The following is a 16,984-nucleotide window of genomic DNA, read 5'->3' on the forward strand; positions in this document are numbered from 1 at the left end:
AATTACAACTACTCTTGAAGCTTTTAGGATAACGCGAAAGCGATGAATCTGGAATGTACTTAGGTAAAAGATAATCCATCAGGATACGCTGTAATCTGATGCTGACAACCACTCGAAAAAGCCTGACATCCCATGTTATCGAGCCTGAAAGATCTCTATTCCCTCCTTACTAGAGAACAACGAAAACGCCTTCTCCGTCTGCAGGTTCTCGTCGTGTTCATGGCCTTTTCCGAGGTTGCCGGCGTTGTAGCGATTGGCCCCTTCATGGCGTTAGTCGGCGACATTAGTCATCTAGAAGGGGATGGTTTCGTGGCTTGGCTCTATGCAATGAGTGGATTCTCCAAGCCGGCGGATTTCCTCTTTTGGCTGGGGGTGTCTGTACTTTCTGCGCTGACAGCGGCCTCCTGCATTTCCATGTTTACGGTCTGGAGACTTTCCATGTACGGGCAGCAGATAGGTGCCGAACTCAGCACTCGTCTCTACAAGCATTATATGCAAAAGCCATGGCTATATCATGCCAGTGGTAGCAGTGCACAGTTGATCAACAAAATATCTCAGGAATGTAGTCGCATAACCGACAAGATCATTGCACCACTGATGAAGATGAATGCCAAGGTTGTCATGGTGTTGTTCATGGCAGTAGCTATCCTGTTTTTCAATCCAGTGGTGGCAGCAACCGGGGTCACCGTTTTCCTCGTGGTCTATATCATTCTGTATCGAACCGTACGAAGAAAACTGACGGCCAATGGCAAGACCATCACACGGACCCAACGCGAACGGTTCAAGCTGATGGCCGAAGGTTTCGGCGGCATCAAGGACGCATTGCTGCTGGGGCGCCAGCCGGTATTCAACCAACGGTTCGAAAAATCCAGTAGATTCCTTGGGCGGGCAAGAGGTACCACCAAGGCACTGTCAGAGGTGCCGCGTTACGCCATGGAACTGGTTGCCTTTGGCTCGGTTATCTTCCTGGTGCTGTACCTGCTGGCGGCTCATCAGGGGAACCTGGGTGATATCTTGCCGGTACTCTCTGTCTATGCCCTGGCGGGTCTCAAGCTATTACCGGCCTTTCAGCAGATCTATACGAGTGTGACGACCATCAGGGGGAATCTAGCGGCCTTCGATACCATCCGTGAGGATCTTTTCGACAGCCGCCATGCCGAATACCAGGAATCCCAGGCTGCAGAAGAGGCGGGATATCTGGTGCCCCATCAGTCTGTAGAGTTGCGGAACGTGATCTTCCATTATCCCGGCAAGCAGGAGCCAGCACTGGATGGCATGTCACTACTCGTGCCGACCAACCAGGTCATCGGCCTGGTGGGTGCCTCGGGATCCGGCAAGTCCACTGCCATCGACATGCTGTTGGGTCTGATCGATCCTGGTTCCGGTGAGCTATTGATTGACGGCAAGCCGCTGGAGGCAGCGCTGAAGCGCGCCTGGCAGAACAGCCTCGGCTTCGTCCCACAATCCATCTTTCTGGCCGATGCCAGCATTCGAGAGAACATCGCCTTTGGCTTGCCCTTGGAAAGGATCGATGATTCCCGCGTAACGCAAGCCGCCAGCATGGCTCATCTGGATGAGCTGCTTGAGCAACTACCCAATGGACTGGAAACCCGAGTGGGGGAGCGCGGTATTCAGCTCTCCGGAGGGCAGCGCCAACGGATCGGTATTGCCCGGGCGCTATATGACGATGCCAAGGTCCTGATTCTCGACGAGGCTACCAGTGCCTTGGATGGTATCACTGAAAAACTGGTGATGGACGCCATACATGATTTTTCCGGAAAAAAGACCATTATCATGATTGCACACCGACTGGCGACGGTAAAGAAGTGCGATACCATCTACCTGATCGAAAGTGGCCGCGTGATAGATCACGGCAGCTATGATGAGTTAGCTCAACGGAATGGTATTTTTCAGCGTATGGCGACACACGCCTGATGCCGAAGATGAGATCATCAAGGTGATGGGCTGTTCCTGATTCATGCAGTATCCGGTTGATGGCCAGCGTAAATGATCTTGATCATCAAGGTTATTAGCCAGCTGACATGGTCAGGAGCATGAAGAGATAGGTGCTCAATATTTTCTTTTGACGTAAATTCATACCCTCGCAAAGTGGGGTGCGAATCAGACAGGTGTAGAAAAAGGTGCTCGAGATGAGTAAAACAAAACATGTCTCCCGGTTGATCTCTAGAGTGATTCTGGGCCCCATTGCGTACGAAAAAATCCAGTTTCGTAGACATACTGGCTATTGGGGGAATTTCAATAGCCCGAAAACTTTCAATGAGAAAATATGCCGTAGGAAGCTCAGCAGGAATCTCACTGATGCTACTCTGTTTCAGGATAAGGTTGCGGTAAGAGAGTATGTTAGGGCGCAGGTAGGAGATGGTTATCTGACACAATGCTTTCAAGTATTAAAAGACGTGAATGATCTTGACTATGACTCGCTTCCATCCGCCTTTGTTGTGAAGGGAAACGATGGATGCGGTCCTGAAAGCCTCCTGATAGTGGATGATAAGGATAAGACAAGTGAAGATGAGGTCAGGCAGCGCATTGAACAGATACTCGATCGCCATAACAATCCCTTCAAGAGATTCTACTTATACACCAATGAATGGTGGTACGGGATGATCGATACAAAGGTCATCATCGAAGAGCATCTTCTAGCCGGCACCGGTGGTGTTCCAATGGACTACAAGTTCTTTGTCTTTCATGGAAAGGTGGAGTTTGTACAGGTGGACTTCTGTCGATTTATAAATCATACAAGGGCGTTATATAACAGGAAGTGGGAGCGACAGAATTTCAGACTTGGATATCCCGTCGGACCTGATGCAGTGAAGCCGACTTGCCTGGATGAGATGGTTGACGTCGCTGAAAAATTGGCCGATGGGTACGATTTTCTGAGAGTCGACCTGTACGAGATCAATGGTAAGCGTGTCGTGTTTGGTGAGATCACCGTAGCCCCCTCGCTCGGGCATGCGCGGTTTGAGCCGATTGCCTGGGACCTGACTTTTGGTGACCTTTGGTAAATATCTTTCTGGATAAAGGCTCGAAATGAAAACGACGATAACGAATTTTTTCTACAATAGAGCTGGTTTTAATGTTTACAGCATCAGGCCCGAAATTTCACCGAATTTTATAGTCGATCTGGTTGGTCCTCCTGGTATCGGAAAATCATATCTCATTCGAGCCATGATCAAGGCGTCGTTGATTCATCCAGGGAGAGAAAGGTTCGATAAAAACAGGAGGGTATGTGCTTCGAGGGCGAAATTATTGTCGCTGACCGCATTGCAGGTGGATGATGTCGAAGTTCTGCAAAGGAAAACAGGTAAGCTGCTATATGACTTGAATGTCACATGTTGCGAGGCTAGTGTTATTATCGATGAGGGAGTCAGTCATCACTTTACCAACGAGCTGATCGAGCTATCTCAATCAAGCCCAAATGATTTTGACAAGATCATGCAAGGACGAGCCATCATCAATCTGACGGCCACACCTGAATTAATTAATTCACGTATTTTGTACAGAGATGAAAAGCAGGGATTTATGCGGCCTTGTCACAAGGGGAAAACAGACAAGGACCTGATCATGCTTAATCGCCGTCTTCTGGAAAGACGTGCTGCACTGACTTCGATCATGGAAAAAAATGGGCTTCCGACCTTGACGATAAAGGCAGAAGATAAAGATGATAAAATCATAGAGCAAGTTACCAACTTTTTTTTATCTTTACGTTCTTCAGTTGGGAACTACAAGACTGTCTTCGTGAATAGTTGAAAAATAATTCAAGGAGCCAAGGTCGTAGGATTTCAACTAGGCTGTGGCCGTGAGTACATTCTGTTTCTTTTGTAAATAGATTTATATTTTTATTTCTGAGTAAAGGCTATGATGAAAACAAACGAGCGTGAGATAATGAAGAATTGGAGTGGCGATACTTCCTCTCCTCTGGTGAGTATCTTGTGTATCACCTATAACCATGCTGGCTTTATCTCCAGGGCGATAGAGTCCTTCCTGATGCAGGAAGTGGATTTTCCCTACGAAATTGTCATTCATGATGACGCTTCTATCGATGGGACCACTGAAATTATTCGACAGTATCAGGCCATGTATCCACATATAATAAAACCAATAATTCAGGTAGAGAATCAATATTCCAAAGGGAATGATATCTTTGACATCATAAAAAGGAAGGCAATTGGTAAGTACCTTGCCTTGTGTGAAGGTGATGATTATTGGACTGATCCTCATAAACTAAAAATACAGTGCAGCTACCTGGATCATCACCCTGAAATCGTGGTCACAGGGCACAATGCATGTTCGCTGGACTCTGGCGGGAATATTGTTGTTGCTTCCAGGCTGCCGAAGAAGCATCAAAGAGACTATAAGGGTGAGGAGCTTTCCGCTGGACAGGCTTGGATGCTTAACTTGACACTTGTGTGCAGAAATGTAGATTTTGGATACGTGCCCGAGAAAGCCAAGCTTGTTAACCATGATAAATTTCTTGTCTCATTGTTGGGAAGTTATGGCGGCAGTCATTACCACCCCGAAATCAGTCCAGCATGTCATATAAAACATGCGGAAGGGGCATGGACCGGGATTGACACGGCTGCCAGAAATGAAGCACAAATCAATTCGTGGTTCTGGATATACAAATATTATAGCAGGTTAGGAATGCATGAATATGCAGATACTTACTGGAGCATGTACCTACGCAAGGTGTTTGCGCATTCATCCCGAAAGGTACTGCTCAGGGAGTTCTTGATAAAGATGCTCTTCGCGCGAGAGATCCATGCATTGATAAAGAAACTGAAATGAGATCATGACAATGGCTCCAATCACCGACAACAAGGTTGTTCGTTTTCATAGACCTGATATCCATGCCGGTGTCAGCTGAAGTGGTCGCCAACTGGGGGACGCATTCAATCATGAATCATACTGTTACCCAAACACGCCCACATTACTCTTTCCCACTTCGGCTGCTAGTTCTTGTCACGGCACCGGCAGCGATTTCTCTGGTTGCCGTCACGGATTCAACTATTGGTGCCTTTGTTGGTTTTCTAGTGGGTATGGTGTTGTCAGCGATTTCTCCGGTTTACGCCTTTCCGATTTTACTGGTTGCTGCAGCCCTGAACTATATCGGATTTGTGTCTGGTGTGCATTTCGGCTGGATATTGATTGCCGGCTGTGCGGCGGGATGCCTGATCTACGCTTTTCTGTGGCGCGACAGTGTGCGGATAGATGCCAGTATTATTCTGATCATTGTCGTTTTTATTGTTTTGGAGGCAAGTGGAAGCCTCTTTGGTGGTTATGGTCGATTGGATCGCTTGGCTGCGCTGCTCTCTGTGCTGGTCTTTATTGGCTTTCTGGGAAGCGCCAGACCTGATCTTGCACTTTATAACTATTTCCGGTCCGATGTGAACAGAGCATTCATCTATCTCGTGGGTAGCGTCGGGATCATTCTCGTTCTGGTTACACTCAGTATGCTGTCGACGCATGATTTTCGTATGGCACGGGCCGGTGAGCTTAGTCTGGCAATAGGTGATACCGAGTCTTCCCCCCGCTCCTTGTCAAACATTCTCGGTCTGGTCGTTGTAACCTGTGTGTCGGCAGTTTTTTCGCTTCCAGGAAAGATCTCTGACAAGATTATCTGGGGAGGGATGGGGCTTGCGGCATTCGTGGGTATGTTCTACACCGGATCGAGAATGCCAGCGATTTCCACAATTTTCGGATTGTCCGTGGCGGTGATTATACAGTTGGTCTTTCTGGGAAAGCATTTACGTGTTGTCACCATTCTTTGGATTATTGCTGCACTCGTGATTGTCATTGCAATTGGCATGTTCATGGCAACCCACGGTCCTGGTGTCTTGCCTTTTATAGATTCAGGTGTTTCGGACTTCAGGATATTCAGGGTGCCCACAATTGAGTCAAATGTAAGGCTGGTGATCTGGTCGGATTACCTTTCAGGTGCGAGTGTGCCTCAGATTCTATTTGGCAGTGGAATAGGCGCCATGGGCAATCCCCACTCCCTCTATATAGGCACACTGGGAACTTTTGGTGTGGTTGGGATTGCGGTCCTGGGTTATTTCATTTTTACTCTAGCTATGCAGGCCTTCAAGGTTCATTCTACAGTGGCTGTAGCCACGCTTGCCTATATCTTGCTCGCACTTTCGTCTTCTTCGGATGTCGATAGGTCTTATTTCTGGGTCATGACCTCAGTAGTGATTCTAGCCATCCGGCTCGCCCGTTCTGAAAATATGATAAATTGATGAATTACTGTCGATGAGGCATCTGTCATGTCGAAAGCGTTGGGGGTGATTTATCTTGCCTTGGGACGGCCCTATCTGGCAATGGCTCTGTTGTCTGCAAAGAGCATGGTGAACAATAACCCAGACATTCCTTTAACCATTGTTACCAATGTCAGTAATGAGCCTCCACAAGTCGATTTCTTTCGTAGGGGGTTTGATGACTGGATACATGTTGATGTTGACGTATCTGCCAATCGGCACTTGAAAACCAATATACTGACATACAGCAAATATGACAAAACAATCTTTATTGATTGTGACACCATCGTGATGGGCGATCTTTCTGTGGCTAGCTTTATACTGGACTATTTTGATGTCTGTGTCAGGTTGAATCGTTATCCTCAAAGGCGTAGGGGGAAAGGTGACGTCAATGTCCTAGGGGGGCTCAGTATCGAGGCCTTACCGCATTGGAACAGCGGTGTCATGCTGATAAAAAATTCTGATCCGGCGAAAGAGTTCTTTGAAAGCTGGAATGCGAAGTTTGCTGAACTGGATAATAAATATGACCAGGTAGCACTGGTGCCTGCCATTTTCGAAACCGGTGCGCGTGTTCTTTCCCTTGAAGACAGATGGAATGCGACAGATCCGGGAATTGGCAGGAATAGGTGGAGGCAGGAGACTATTGTATATCACTATGCTACCAATATCTGTGATAACCTCTTCAGAAGGGTTATGGAGTGTGATCGGCTGATTTCCACCAATGAACACGGCGTCAACCCTACACAACTCTTTCTTAAAGGAAAGAGGAGGTTGAAGAGATCGCAGATGAGCACTATCAGATTTCTTGCTATAAATATAATGTGGCGTTTTTCTTCCCCTGTCAAGATTTAGATATGCAAGGTGGGTACCATAATGGCCTGTATCATTGAATTTATTGGAAAGCCTGGATCAGGTAAGACGCGGGCATGCATTGACCTTCTTCGTGACATTCCTGTTTTATGTCCCGATAGTCGAGTGAAAGGGTTGCTATCGAATAATAATTCAGTATTCAAGCCTTATGTGAAGGCTGTTGTTCTCTTCTACAGTATCGGTTTTCAGTATTCTCGTATTTCTTTCATCTTTCATCATTTGGTTGAGGCTTTATCCGGTGTCAGCAGGCGAAGAATGATTTCAAGCCTGGTGAATGCAATTTATCTTGATTTTAGGTTGCGATGTGCCGTTCGACACCATGATGTTGTCATGCTGGATCAAGGGTTCCTTCAATTATGTTGGGCCAATCTTGATAGAAACAATGAAGAGATGATTAAATCAGTCTTGGTCAGTCTTTATGGGCCTTATGTCGAGCATAAGCTTTTTCTGGTACATATCGAGGCGTCTCGTGAGGTCTTTGAAGTAGGGTTAAAGTCGCGTCTAGATCTCACCGATGATACAGGTTACAGATTTAAGTACCTGGATGAAGGTGAGGTAAAGCACTTGATTGAAGTTTTCTTGTGTAATGAACGGTGCTGTTATATTGAACTGTGTAATGACGTCACGGGACGTGTAGATGTCGAGCCTATAATGTCACGCATGAATGATTATTATTCTGTTTGTGAATGAATAGAAGAGGTTCGATGAAATTTCATGTAGAAGTTTTGTTGCATCACTCGTCATGTGACCAGGATAATAGTTAGATTCCTCCATGAGTAGCCAGGCTGTAGTGCTAGGACAGGTTTCTTCAAGCTTGGAGAGAGTACGCCATATCGCGCTGAATTACCTTAAAGGTGAGGCCAAATATAAGGATAATTCGGTGAAAATAGAAGAAGACCACGTCGAGTGAGGAGTACTTGGTGGGCATTCTTGCGGTGCTAAATGAACCGCACTGAGATTCCTGGAGCCCGCCTTATTCGTCAGGGCGGGAAGCTGCCACCCGACTGTCATGTTGAACCCAATACCAGAAGTGGTGATAGAATGATGAGAGGGAATAATAATTCACCTGTGATCGTCACGGCAATCACTTCACACCTCAGTGCTACCCTCATACGTGGCCAGTTGAAATATCTCAGGGAGAATGGTGTTGAGCCTGTCCTCGTTTCCTCCCCGGGAGAGAATGTCAGGAAGCTGGCCTTGTTGGAAGGGATAAGGCTCTACGAAATTACCATGGAGCGTGAACCAAGCCCCTTCAAGGATATCGTTTCACTGATCCGACTTATCCTGCTTTTTATGCGGATTCGTCCCGATATTGTCAATGCCGGTACCCCCAAGGCTGGCTTCCTGTGCATGGTGGCTTCCTATGTCTGTTGTATTCGAGGAAGGGTATACACAGTGCGTGGCTTTCGCCATGGATCCCTGTCAGGAATCCCTTGCTGGATCATGAAGTATTTCGAAAAAGTGTCCTGTTACTTGTCTACCCAGGTGATCTGTATCAGCCCCAGCGTTGCCCAGAAAGGCGTAGATGACGGTATCCTAAAACCTGGTGGATATCAATTGAGTGGATTGTTTGGAAGCAGCAATGGTATCAATCTGGAAAGATTCAATCAACGGCGTCCTGACTTGGTTTCTGTGAATGAACTGAGGCAGCGGATTGGCGTGAAACCAGGCGACTTTATCATCGGTTTTGTTGGCAGGATCATCTATAGGAAAGGCGTCGAAGAACTCGTGAAAGCCTTTGTCAGAGTGAAAGCATCATATCCCCACGTCCGGCTGCTCTTGGTTGGCCCTATCGAACGTGAGCAGGCTGTCTCTGATACAACTCTGAAACGCATAGCAACTGATGAGGCTATCATCAGCCTGGGCACAGTCGGTGATGTCGAGAACTACTACCAATTGATGGACCTGTTTGTCCTGCCCGCGCATTGGGAAGGGTTCGGCAATGTCCTGCTCGAGGCGGCGGCAATGGGTGTGCCTGTTGTGACCTGTGATGTCACGGGTACGAAGGATGCCATATCCGATGGCTTCAATGGCACGCTCGTGCCAGCGAAGAACGTCGAGGCCTTGTTCCAAGTCATCACCTCCTATATCACCGATGATGAACTGAGAAGATGCCATGGTGAAAATGGGCCTGCCTGGGCACGGAAGTTCAGTAACGTCGTCGTCTGGTCGAGCCTGCTCCAACTCTACCGCTCCATGTTGACAGGCAGATGAACGATACCTTCCAAACCCCTTCCGGCAGTCTGCTCATGATCAAGTGACTCTTCGATATGATCCTTTCGTGTGCCGGCCTTGTCCTCCTCGCCCCTGCCATCCTCACCTTGGTACTACTGGTGCGCCTGACGCTCGGCTCGCCAGTTCTGTTCCACCAGACCTGCCCGGGACTGGGCGGCCGGCCGTTCCGAATCGTCAAATTCCACAGCATGTGCGAGGTGTTCGATGCCCAGGGCGTCCCTTTGCCCTCAGTGGTGGACAGATTCAGCGCATCGACCTCAGTGATGAGGAAAGGCACCAACTGTAATTCATCTCGTGGTCGCGCTCCATAGGTCATAGGGCCGACTTTAATGACAAAAGGTGAGGTATGGGCTATATAGATCATGCTGCTCATAAAGTTTTTCTGGAATGTAAAGGAAGAGGTTTTAAATGTCTCGCTTTGCAGCCTGTCTATAATGCAGAGTATTCTTTCTTGTTTTATGAAGACGCTAGCTATTTTTGTCAGGACGTCAAGATAAACAGTTCTGCGTGGAGCTATTTAGTAGGACTTTATGGCTGTCCTGAAAAGTTGTCAAATAGTTCTCGTGAAATATGCTGTCTTCGCATGATGCTTTTTAGTGAAAGTGAGCATTTTTTTAATAGTAAGTTTGATGATTGTATTTTAATAAGCAACAGAGAAGAGATCCAAGAGGTATCTTCTCTGTTGTTGAACTCTAATGGTTTGCACTTCCTGAATAATGCGGACCATGCCCGATATGCTGAGTATTGGCCTGATCGTGAAGCGAAGATAAGTAACTTCTTTTTTTGGAATGGACTGTCCCCATCGCGCGTGATAATTGACTCTAGCCTTGTCCTTGAGCTGTATGGGATTCGTCGTGCGAGAGATATTGATTACTTAGCAATGGATGATGTGAGAAAGACTGATCCTCTGTTTGGTGACAATGAGTGTAGCTTGGTTTATCATGGAGTTGAAAAATTCGATTTAATAAATGATGCACAATATAATTTCACTTTAAATGGGGTTAAGTTTGTTTCGTTTGACCAACTTATGAAGTGTAAGCGTCAAAAAGGTAGGCTTAAGGATTATAATGATTTGATGATGATGCTTGCTTTGCAAAAAAGGAGGTTTTGGTGCATTGCTGTTGGAAGACTGATTTTCAAAGCAATCATTACTTTAGAGTCTTTGTGCGGCCTTTTTAGGTCTTCAGTATCGGCCCCGGGTGATTGAGAATATGTTTCTGGAATAATTCTGATCGCTTCGCCTGCTAGTCTCTCATCGCCGAGATGGGGTTGATGGTCCAGCGCCCTCTGCGGGATGTTGTGATTGCGCAGCCAATAGTAGCGTTTCAGCATTTTCTCCAAGTCGTCATCGTCATACTGCCGGGTCGCCAGTACGTCACTGATGTGGCCGTTGAATCCGGATTATTCATGAGGGTGGCCTGAAAACGAAGATAGCGGATGGTATTCTCCTGAGAAATCAGTGCGTTCCGCCAAGAACCTGATCCAAGAGGACCATCCGCTATGGGTGAAACTGTATCCACCATGACGCCCTCCTTCAATGGCTCTGTCCGCGTCGAGCTGAGCGGCCAGCGCACCACCAGCGACAGCGGTGCCTTGCTCCTGCGTGAAGCCCTCGACAGCAGCGGCGTCATCGCCGCGCTTGAGGACCATCTGGTCGATCCACGTGATCCGCAGCGTGTCCGTCACTCGCTGGCCAGCCAGCTCCGCACCGTGGTTCTGCAGCGGGCCATGGGCTGGATCGATCTCAGCGATACCACCACGCTTCGGCGTGACCCGCTCTGGCAACTGGCCTGCAGCGATGCGCGTGGGACGACACCCTTGGCGCAGGCCCGGCCTTCTCAAGCCACGTTGTCGCGGCTGCTGGCGTGCCTGGGCAGTGACGACAACATTGATGTTGTCCACGAGGGCCTGCTGCGGCTGGCGATCTGGCGACTGACCTCGCTGAATGGCGGCGAACGGCCGAAACGCCTGACGCTGGATATCGACGGCCTGCCGATCGAGGTGTTCGGCCAGCAGGGTGGGTCGGTCTTCCATGGCCATGTCGGCGCGCGTATCTACTCGCCGCTGATCGCGTCGCTCGCCGAAACCGGCGACAAGCTGGGCGGCCTGCTGCGCGAGGGCAATGCCGGAACGGCCGAGAACGCCGATACCTGGATTCCGCACCTGGTGCGACGACTCAACGAGAGCCTCGGGGCTGACGTCCGCGTGCGCATCGATGCCGGCTTCACCGATAACGACACTCCAGGAAGCCCTGGAGGATCGCGGCATCGAGTACCTGGGTCGCCTGCGCAGCCACTCGGGCCTGCAAAAGCTGGCCGCACCTTACCTTCGGCGCCCGCGGGGCCGGCGCCCGGAAACGCCGCGGGAATGGTGCTACGACCTGACGTACCAGGCAGGCTCCTGGCCATCGCCGCGCCGCGTGGTGCTGGTGGTGCAGGAACGCCCGGATGATCTGCTGCTGCATAGCTTCTTCCTGGTCACCAACCTCAGCAAATTCGGCGTCCCGCCGGAGAAAGTCCTGGCCCTGTATCGCCAGCGCGGCAGTGCCGAAGCCCACATGGGCGAGGTGAAATCGGCGCTCGATGTGCATCTCTCCTCGACGGATCGCGGCGACTCGACTGTTCAGCAGGTGATGGCCCGCAACGAGGTGAGCCCGCTGCTGAGCCTCTACGCCTACCAAGTGCTGCATGGCCGGCGCGGCCTGCTGGAAGTGCAGACTCGACAAGGCTGGAGCCTGACCCGGATACGCGAGCAAGTGCTCAAGGTGGCGGCGACGTTATCGGTACACGCCCGGCGCATCACCGTGCACCTCGGCGACGCCGCCGACAAATGGTGGCCCACCCTGCTGAAGGGCCTACCTCGGCTGACCGCCTTGGTCTGATACACGGCATCACCATGATCCACTCAGCAGGCAGGGTGGCCACTCCGGTGGTCGACGAACACGGCTGCGACTTTGCTCGGGCTTTGCTCCGAAAGGCTATAGATAGTCAGTCAATCGAACGAAAATGGAATAAGCCGGGCTCAAGCGTATCGCGCAATGGTGTCGGTGGAATCGCCATCTACCGATTCGGGAGCAGCATAGGAAGTTGAATAGTAAGATCCAAGGCCAATTTGCCTACTACGGTATTCGCGGCAACATTCGGTCTATACAGACATTCCGCCATCGAGTGGAAAGCTGTTGGATTAAATGGCTCAGCCAGCGCTCCAAAAAGGAAAAAATAGTGTGGCGAAAAGCTTACCAACTCTTCAAAACGCTACCATTTTCCAAAGCGAGGATTGTGCATCAATGTTGATCCTTCAGCGAACTTGATAGTTGAAGAGCCGGAAGCGTTAGTTGCGCTCGTCCGGATCTGTGGGAGCCGTGTTGAGCAATCGCCTGGTCTCCCTGACTATCTTTGTTTTCAAACCTCCCGCATGAATACCCCGGGCTCAAGTTAATCTGATTATCTGGAGTCACATATGTATAGGAGTCAATACATGAAGATCGAAATAATGGAGGTGGTGGATAAAGCGTTATCTGGAATTATGAGTGTACTGCCGGTCGATAGTGTCGACGACTCCTGCTTTAAGGAGGAGAGGAATGATTTTATTGTTCCTCCTGGCAAGGCGATCTCTGCTTGCAGGTTGGTTGCTGAAGAAGCACAGGAGCAAGGGTGGTTTTTGGTGAAGTTTAGGCGTGTCAGACATCTAGCTGAAATTGTTTTAATTCGCCCCGGAGTACGAGGGGAAGATCAATCAACTGCAATTAATTTTTATGATGGTTTGAGTTGGATAGGTCCCATGCGAGATAAGTTTTCGGAAGTGTCTCTGGTGGATTATCAAGGTTTTGAACATGATGTCAGGGCTCCTCGCTCTGTGTGTTTTTTTTGCAATCAGTCAGTTATGAGTACAGATTCACATAGAGGATTGTCCTCTGGTATTCTTACGGGGCCGGGCTCTGTGAGCCGGACAATAATACCGAATGGTTCGTTTTTTTCTGTAAAACCCAACGATCTTGACGGGAGAGTGGTCACTGGTTTGGCTAAGTGGTGTTTTCGTGCAGTCTGCCGAGGTGCAGAATCTGCATGGGGTGTATTAACTTTTGTGACATCCTTAGCAATGTTTCACGGAAAAGATAAAATGGGTTTTGGCACAGATTCTGGAATATTGATAGCTGTTTCAGGCCTTGATGGTGCAGGAAAAACTACCTTGGTTGAAAGGTTAGTTAGGGGGTATTCGCGGGCAGGTGCTGAGCCGCCAGTCTCGGCTCACTTTCTTCCATCCTGGATTCCCATGCCACACCAGATTATCCATGGAAATAATACGCCCAACAATTCCACAAGGCCATATAGATCCCAGACAGTTGCTTCACCGATTAGTGCAGCATTAAGGATGAGTTATTATATGTTTGTTTTTTTTGTCACGAAGATTTCGTTGAAGGTTTCTGTGTTTAGAGGGCGGCAGGTGATGCTTGATCGCGGTTTTTTGGATTTTGCAGTAGACCCAACGCGCACACGCATCCCGGTAAGGAAGCTGCCAAGTTTTATATTAAAGCTATTTCATCCCCATGGGTTATGGTTTTTTTTAAATGCATCGCCAGATGTGGTTATTGAACGTAAAGGAGAGCTTTCTCGCGAAAAGGCAGTTTCGTTGCAGAAAGCCTATCTCTCAGCTTGCAAAGAAGTGGGTGTAGTGGTGCTTGATGGTGATGACTCACCAGACTTTGTGTTTCGTGAATTAATAGGGAATATTTCAAGCGAATATTTGAAAAGGGTCCGAGCTGCTGAGAAAGGTTGTTGACGAGACCATGTTCGATATTTTTCAAGCTTTATTGATATAATATCTGATTGCTAGGTGTAGGGTCCCTCCTGACTGCTTCGCTTCACAACCAGAAGGTACCCAGCTTGAGTGGGGGACACCTTATTTCGGTACTCAGGGAACTTTTGGCATCGGTACCGACATGGGGTTCTGGGTGGCCCTGAGCAAGATCTACCCGGAGACCGACCATCAGCTCTGCTGGGTTCACAAGACGGCTAACGTGCTGAACATGCTGCCGAAGTCCGTACAGCCCAAGGTCAAGGCTGACTTCCATGAGATCTGATGGCCGAGATCCGCGACGACACGCACAAGACCTTTGATTACACGTTGAAACGCTTCGAGGCCAAGTACCCCAAGGCCATGGAGTGCTTGGCCAAGGATCGGGAGGAGCTGCTGGCGTTCTACGACTACCCGGCAGAGCACTGGGTGCATATCCGCACCACCAACCCGATCGAATCGACCTTCGCCACGGTTCGTCTGCGGAGCTAGCGCAGCCGGAACTGCGGTTCCCGGAAGACAACCCTGGCGATGGTCTTCAAGTTGCTTCAGAGCGCTGAGAAGCACTGGAAGAGGATCAAGGGGGGCAACAAGCTGGAGCTGGTCGTGAACAACGTCAAGTTTCAGGATGGTGAGCCTTCGACCGATCAGTCAGACAGGGCTGCCGCCTGACTGGCCATACACAGGTTTTGACACTAACTTGCCGATTGCTGAGAGGGAAGAGGTTATGTATAAGGGACAAAAGGTGCTTTTGACACATGCTTGGTGTCGCATAAGTTATTCAGTGCTGCGTGGATTGACGAGTCAGGGCATCAAGGTCGTAGTGGCAGATACTGGTAAATTAGGTATGTGTCAGGCGTCTCGCTTGCCTTATGCCAAGGAAGTTTACCGATCACTTTATTCAGATCCTATAGGTTTTATTGATGATGTTGATGCTCTCTGTACCTATCATGATATTGGGCTGATAATCCCGGGGCATGAGGAGGGGGAGTTGCTTGCTAAAGCCAAAGAATCTGGACGTTTTGCTTCGGGAGCAACGCTGGCGTTGGTGGACTCCAAAACACTTGGAATGGCGAATGATAAGGATCATATGTCTAGGCTTGCTAAGGAGTTAGGTGTATCGGTGGCGCCGATTGTCGATTATCATACTTCAGATGAAGTGAAAGATATAACAGATCCTAAAAAATGGTATGTTGCCCGGGCACGGTATGGAAATAGCTCTAAAGGTGTTCGCTTTTCCCGCGGTGGTGAGTCCTTAGGGAATGAGGTAAAGAAAATGATGGTGGATTTTCACCTTGAGTCTGATCGACTCCCGATTATACAGGAGTTTGTCGAAGGTTGCGGGTGGGGAGTTTCCTGTCTCTATTGGCATGGGCAGAGAATCGGTTGCTTTACACATCGTAGATTGCAGGAGAAAATCGCGACAGGTGGTCCTAGTACACTTCGCATGGCAGCCTCTAACCCGGCCTTGGAGGCCGATGCTCATCGCTTGCTTTCTGCTTTGAACTGGCATGGACTTGCGATGGTTGAATTCAAGCAAGATGATAAAAGAAGAGATCACTACTTCGTTGAAATAAATCCAAGATTGTGGGGGTCAATAGATCTATCTCTTAGCTCTGGAGTAAACTTTCCTTGGCTGCTATACTTGTCAGAGCTTTATGGTTCTGATGTTGCTTTGTCTGCTTTTCAAGGCGCCCGTGAAGGTATTGTTGAGCGATGGATATGGGGTGGGGTACTTCGGCGCCTTGATTTAATGCGTCGTGGTCGACTTGTCGATGCTCTTTCTCTTAGAGACGGCTTCCATGCTGATAGCTTTGATGATTTTAAACTTGATGATCCGTTTGTTTTCTTGGGAGAGGTTTTTTATTATTTTAATAAGCTATATAAGACGCGCAGCATCAATCCAATTGAAGTGGGTATGGTGCGCTGATAGTGATTGTAGACCAGATTGTTTGTTGTGAGATTGTGCGACTAGATGTGGGTCACTCCGAGTTCGACAGTAGCAGACTGATTTTGACCTGGAATTGGGCTCTCTGGTTTGAGAACCTGAATTAAAGTAATAAGTGCAGTAGTGCGTCAGGCGAAGCCTGGTCACCCGGGAAACCACACGGCCGAGTATGATGGAAAGGGTGAATTGAAACCCTGTGGGTGAGAGTCCGACCCGGCCAAGGTTAGCCACCTAGCGTTTCTGTAGCGACGAGTGAAAGACGGGGTGATCTCTCGCCTGATCGGTAAGTGGCTCAAGGCCAGGGTACTTGAGGACGGGCTATGGCAAAAGGGCGAGATAGGCAGTCCCCAGGGTGGTGTGATTTGCCCACTGTTGGCGAACGTCTATCTCCATTACGTGCTGGACGAGTGGGTGCGTCGGACGCTGCAAGCGGCCGACGTAATACCTGCCACGCGCGGCTACCTCCCGAAACCAGGGCTCCTTGAAGCCGGCATCGGTGACCAGAATGGGCTGGGCGCCCTCCGGCAGCAGCTCGGCGAGCACCTCCAGCATATGGCGCTGGCAGACCGGGCAGGCGTCCTTGTGATGGACTTTCTCGTAGATCGGAGGGACCGCCCTGCAAAAGGAATCGCGGCGCGCAGCACAAAGTAGTGCCCCCGATCATCGATCGGCGACCAGTCCACCAGCAGGCGCGGATGTGGGGTATTGCCGACGAAAGCCTCGTCACCTGCCAATAGAAGAACAGTCGCTCTTGCGGCAGGTGAGGGCGGTGACTGTCAACATAGATGACGCCTGAAACGGATTGGTTCTTTAAAATCCTGCTGCCTTCGGCACCGGTTCCCGTTCGGGATTCAGGTGCACG

Annotated in this window: 12 protein-coding genes and 2 pseudogenes; all 14 read left to right on the forward strand. The window is 49.3% G+C overall.

Annotated elements, in window-relative coordinates; all coding sequences use genetic code 11:
- Positions 1-132 precede the first annotated feature (132 nt).
- The 14 genes and pseudogenes from CR157_RS12355 (at position 133) to CR157_RS12405 (ending at position 16,104) form a co-directional block, all read left to right on the forward strand.
- Complete coding sequence (locus CR157_RS12355) at positions 133-1,935, forward strand: ABC transporter ATP-binding protein (RefSeq protein WP_110283828.1); 1,803 nt, start codon at positions 133-135, stop codon at positions 1,933-1,935.
- A gap of 215 nt (positions 1,936-2,150) precedes the next feature.
- Positions 2,151-3,023: an ATP-grasp fold amidoligase family protein gene (locus CR157_RS12360; RefSeq protein WP_110283829.1), complete on the forward strand. Its 873-nt coding sequence runs from the start codon at positions 2,151-2,153 to the stop codon at positions 3,021-3,023.
- A gap of 25 nt (positions 3,024-3,048) precedes the next feature.
- On the forward strand, positions 3,049-3,768 hold the full coding sequence (locus tag CR157_RS22250) for a hypothetical protein (RefSeq protein ID WP_146218680.1): 720 nt from the start codon (positions 3,049-3,051) through the stop codon (positions 3,766-3,768).
- Between the two features lie 135 nt (positions 3,769-3,903).
- Positions 3,904-4,806: a glycosyltransferase family 2 protein gene (locus CR157_RS12365; protein ID WP_110283830.1), complete on the forward strand. Its 903-nt coding sequence runs from the start codon at positions 3,904-3,906 to the stop codon at positions 4,804-4,806.
- Between the two features lie 110 nt (positions 4,807-4,916).
- A complete protein-coding gene (locus CR157_RS12370) occupies positions 4,917-6,257 on the forward strand; it encodes a hypothetical protein (protein WP_146218681.1) in 1,341 nt (446 codons plus the stop codon).
- 27 nt (positions 6,258-6,284) lie between these two features.
- Positions 6,285-7,127, forward strand: a complete 843-nt coding sequence (locus tag CR157_RS12375) for a glycosyltransferase (protein WP_110283832.1) — start codon at positions 6,285-6,287, stop codon at positions 7,125-7,127.
- 21 nt (positions 7,128-7,148) lie between these two features.
- The gene (locus tag CR157_RS22255) at positions 7,149-7,835 is read left to right on the forward strand and encodes a hypothetical protein (RefSeq protein ID WP_146218682.1); all 687 of its coding nucleotides are present in this window, start codon (positions 7,149-7,151) and stop codon (positions 7,833-7,835) included.
- A 252-nt stretch (positions 7,836-8,087) separates the two neighbouring features.
- Positions 8,088-9,359 carry a glycosyltransferase family 4 protein gene (locus CR157_RS12380; RefSeq protein ID WP_110283833.1) on the forward strand — a complete coding sequence of 424 codons (1,272 nt, stop codon included), beginning with the start codon at positions 8,088-8,090 and terminating at the stop codon, positions 9,357-9,359.
- A gap of 56 nt (positions 9,360-9,415) precedes the next feature.
- Entirely contained in the window at positions 9,416-9,691 is a 276-nt protein-coding gene (locus CR157_RS23340) for a sugar transferase (protein WP_110283834.1), read from the forward strand.
- Positions 9,692-9,726: 35 nt separating this feature from the next.
- Positions 9,727-10,587: a hypothetical protein gene (locus CR157_RS22260; protein ID WP_146218683.1), complete on the forward strand. Its 861-nt coding sequence runs from the start codon at positions 9,727-9,729 to the stop codon at positions 10,585-10,587.
- A gap of 293 nt (positions 10,588-10,880) precedes the next feature.
- Positions 10,881-12,261: pseudogene (locus CR157_RS12390) on the forward strand (IS1380 family transposase).
- Positions 12,262-12,857: 596 nt separating this feature from the next.
- Positions 12,858-14,159, forward strand: a complete 1,302-nt coding sequence (locus CR157_RS22265; RefSeq protein WP_146218684.1) for a hypothetical protein — start codon at positions 12,858-12,860, stop codon at positions 14,157-14,159.
- Between the two features lie 160 nt (positions 14,160-14,319).
- A pseudogene (locus tag CR157_RS12400) lies at positions 14,320-14,846 on the forward strand (transposase); the annotation flags it as partial.
- Between the two features lie 55 nt (positions 14,847-14,901).
- Entirely contained in the window at positions 14,902-16,104 is a 1,203-nt protein-coding gene (locus tag CR157_RS12405; protein WP_181422050.1) for a carboxylate--amine ligase, read from the forward strand.
- Positions 16,105-16,984: the final 880 nt, after the last annotated feature.

The sequence above is a fragment of the Halomonas sp. LBP4 genome (genome assembly GCF_003202205.1).
GTDB lineage: Bacteria > Pseudomonadota > Gammaproteobacteria > Pseudomonadales > Halomonadaceae > Halomonas > Halomonas flagellata.

Coding starts and splice junctions, on each gene's coding strand:
- CR157_RS12365 (WP_110283830.1), top strand. CDS start 3,904: ATGAAGAATTGGAGTGGCGATACTTCCTCTCCTCTGGTGAGTATCTTG.
- CR157_RS12370 (WP_146218681.1), top strand. CDS start 4,917: ATGAATCATACTGTTACCCAAACACGCCCACATTACTCTTTCCCACTT.
- CR157_RS12355 (WP_110283828.1), top strand. CDS start 133: ATGTTATCGAGCCTGAAAGATCTCTATTCCCTCCTTACTAGAGAACAA.
- CR157_RS12405 (WP_181422050.1), top strand. CDS start 14,902: ATGTATAAGGGACAAAAGGTGCTTTTGACACATGCTTGGTGTCGCATA.
- CR157_RS23340 (WP_110283834.1), top strand. CDS start 9,416: ATGATCCTTTCGTGTGCCGGCCTTGTCCTCCTCGCCCCTGCCATCCTC.
- CR157_RS22265 (WP_146218684.1), top strand. CDS start 12,858: ATGAAGATCGAAATAATGGAGGTGGTGGATAAAGCGTTATCTGGAATT.
- CR157_RS12380 (WP_110283833.1), top strand. CDS start 8,088: ATGAACCGCACTGAGATTCCTGGAGCCCGCCTTATTCGTCAGGGCGGG.
- CR157_RS12375 (WP_110283832.1), top strand. CDS start 6,285: ATGTCGAAAGCGTTGGGGGTGATTTATCTTGCCTTGGGACGGCCCTAT.
- CR157_RS22250 (WP_146218680.1), top strand. CDS start 3,049: ATGAAAACGACGATAACGAATTTTTTCTACAATAGAGCTGGTTTTAAT.
- CR157_RS12360 (WP_110283829.1), top strand. CDS start 2,151: ATGAGTAAAACAAAACATGTCTCCCGGTTGATCTCTAGAGTGATTCTG.
- CR157_RS22255 (WP_146218682.1), top strand. CDS start 7,149: ATGGCCTGTATCATTGAATTTATTGGAAAGCCTGGATCAGGTAAGACG.
- CR157_RS22260 (WP_146218683.1), top strand. CDS start 9,727: ATGGGCTATATAGATCATGCTGCTCATAAAGTTTTTCTGGAATGTAAA.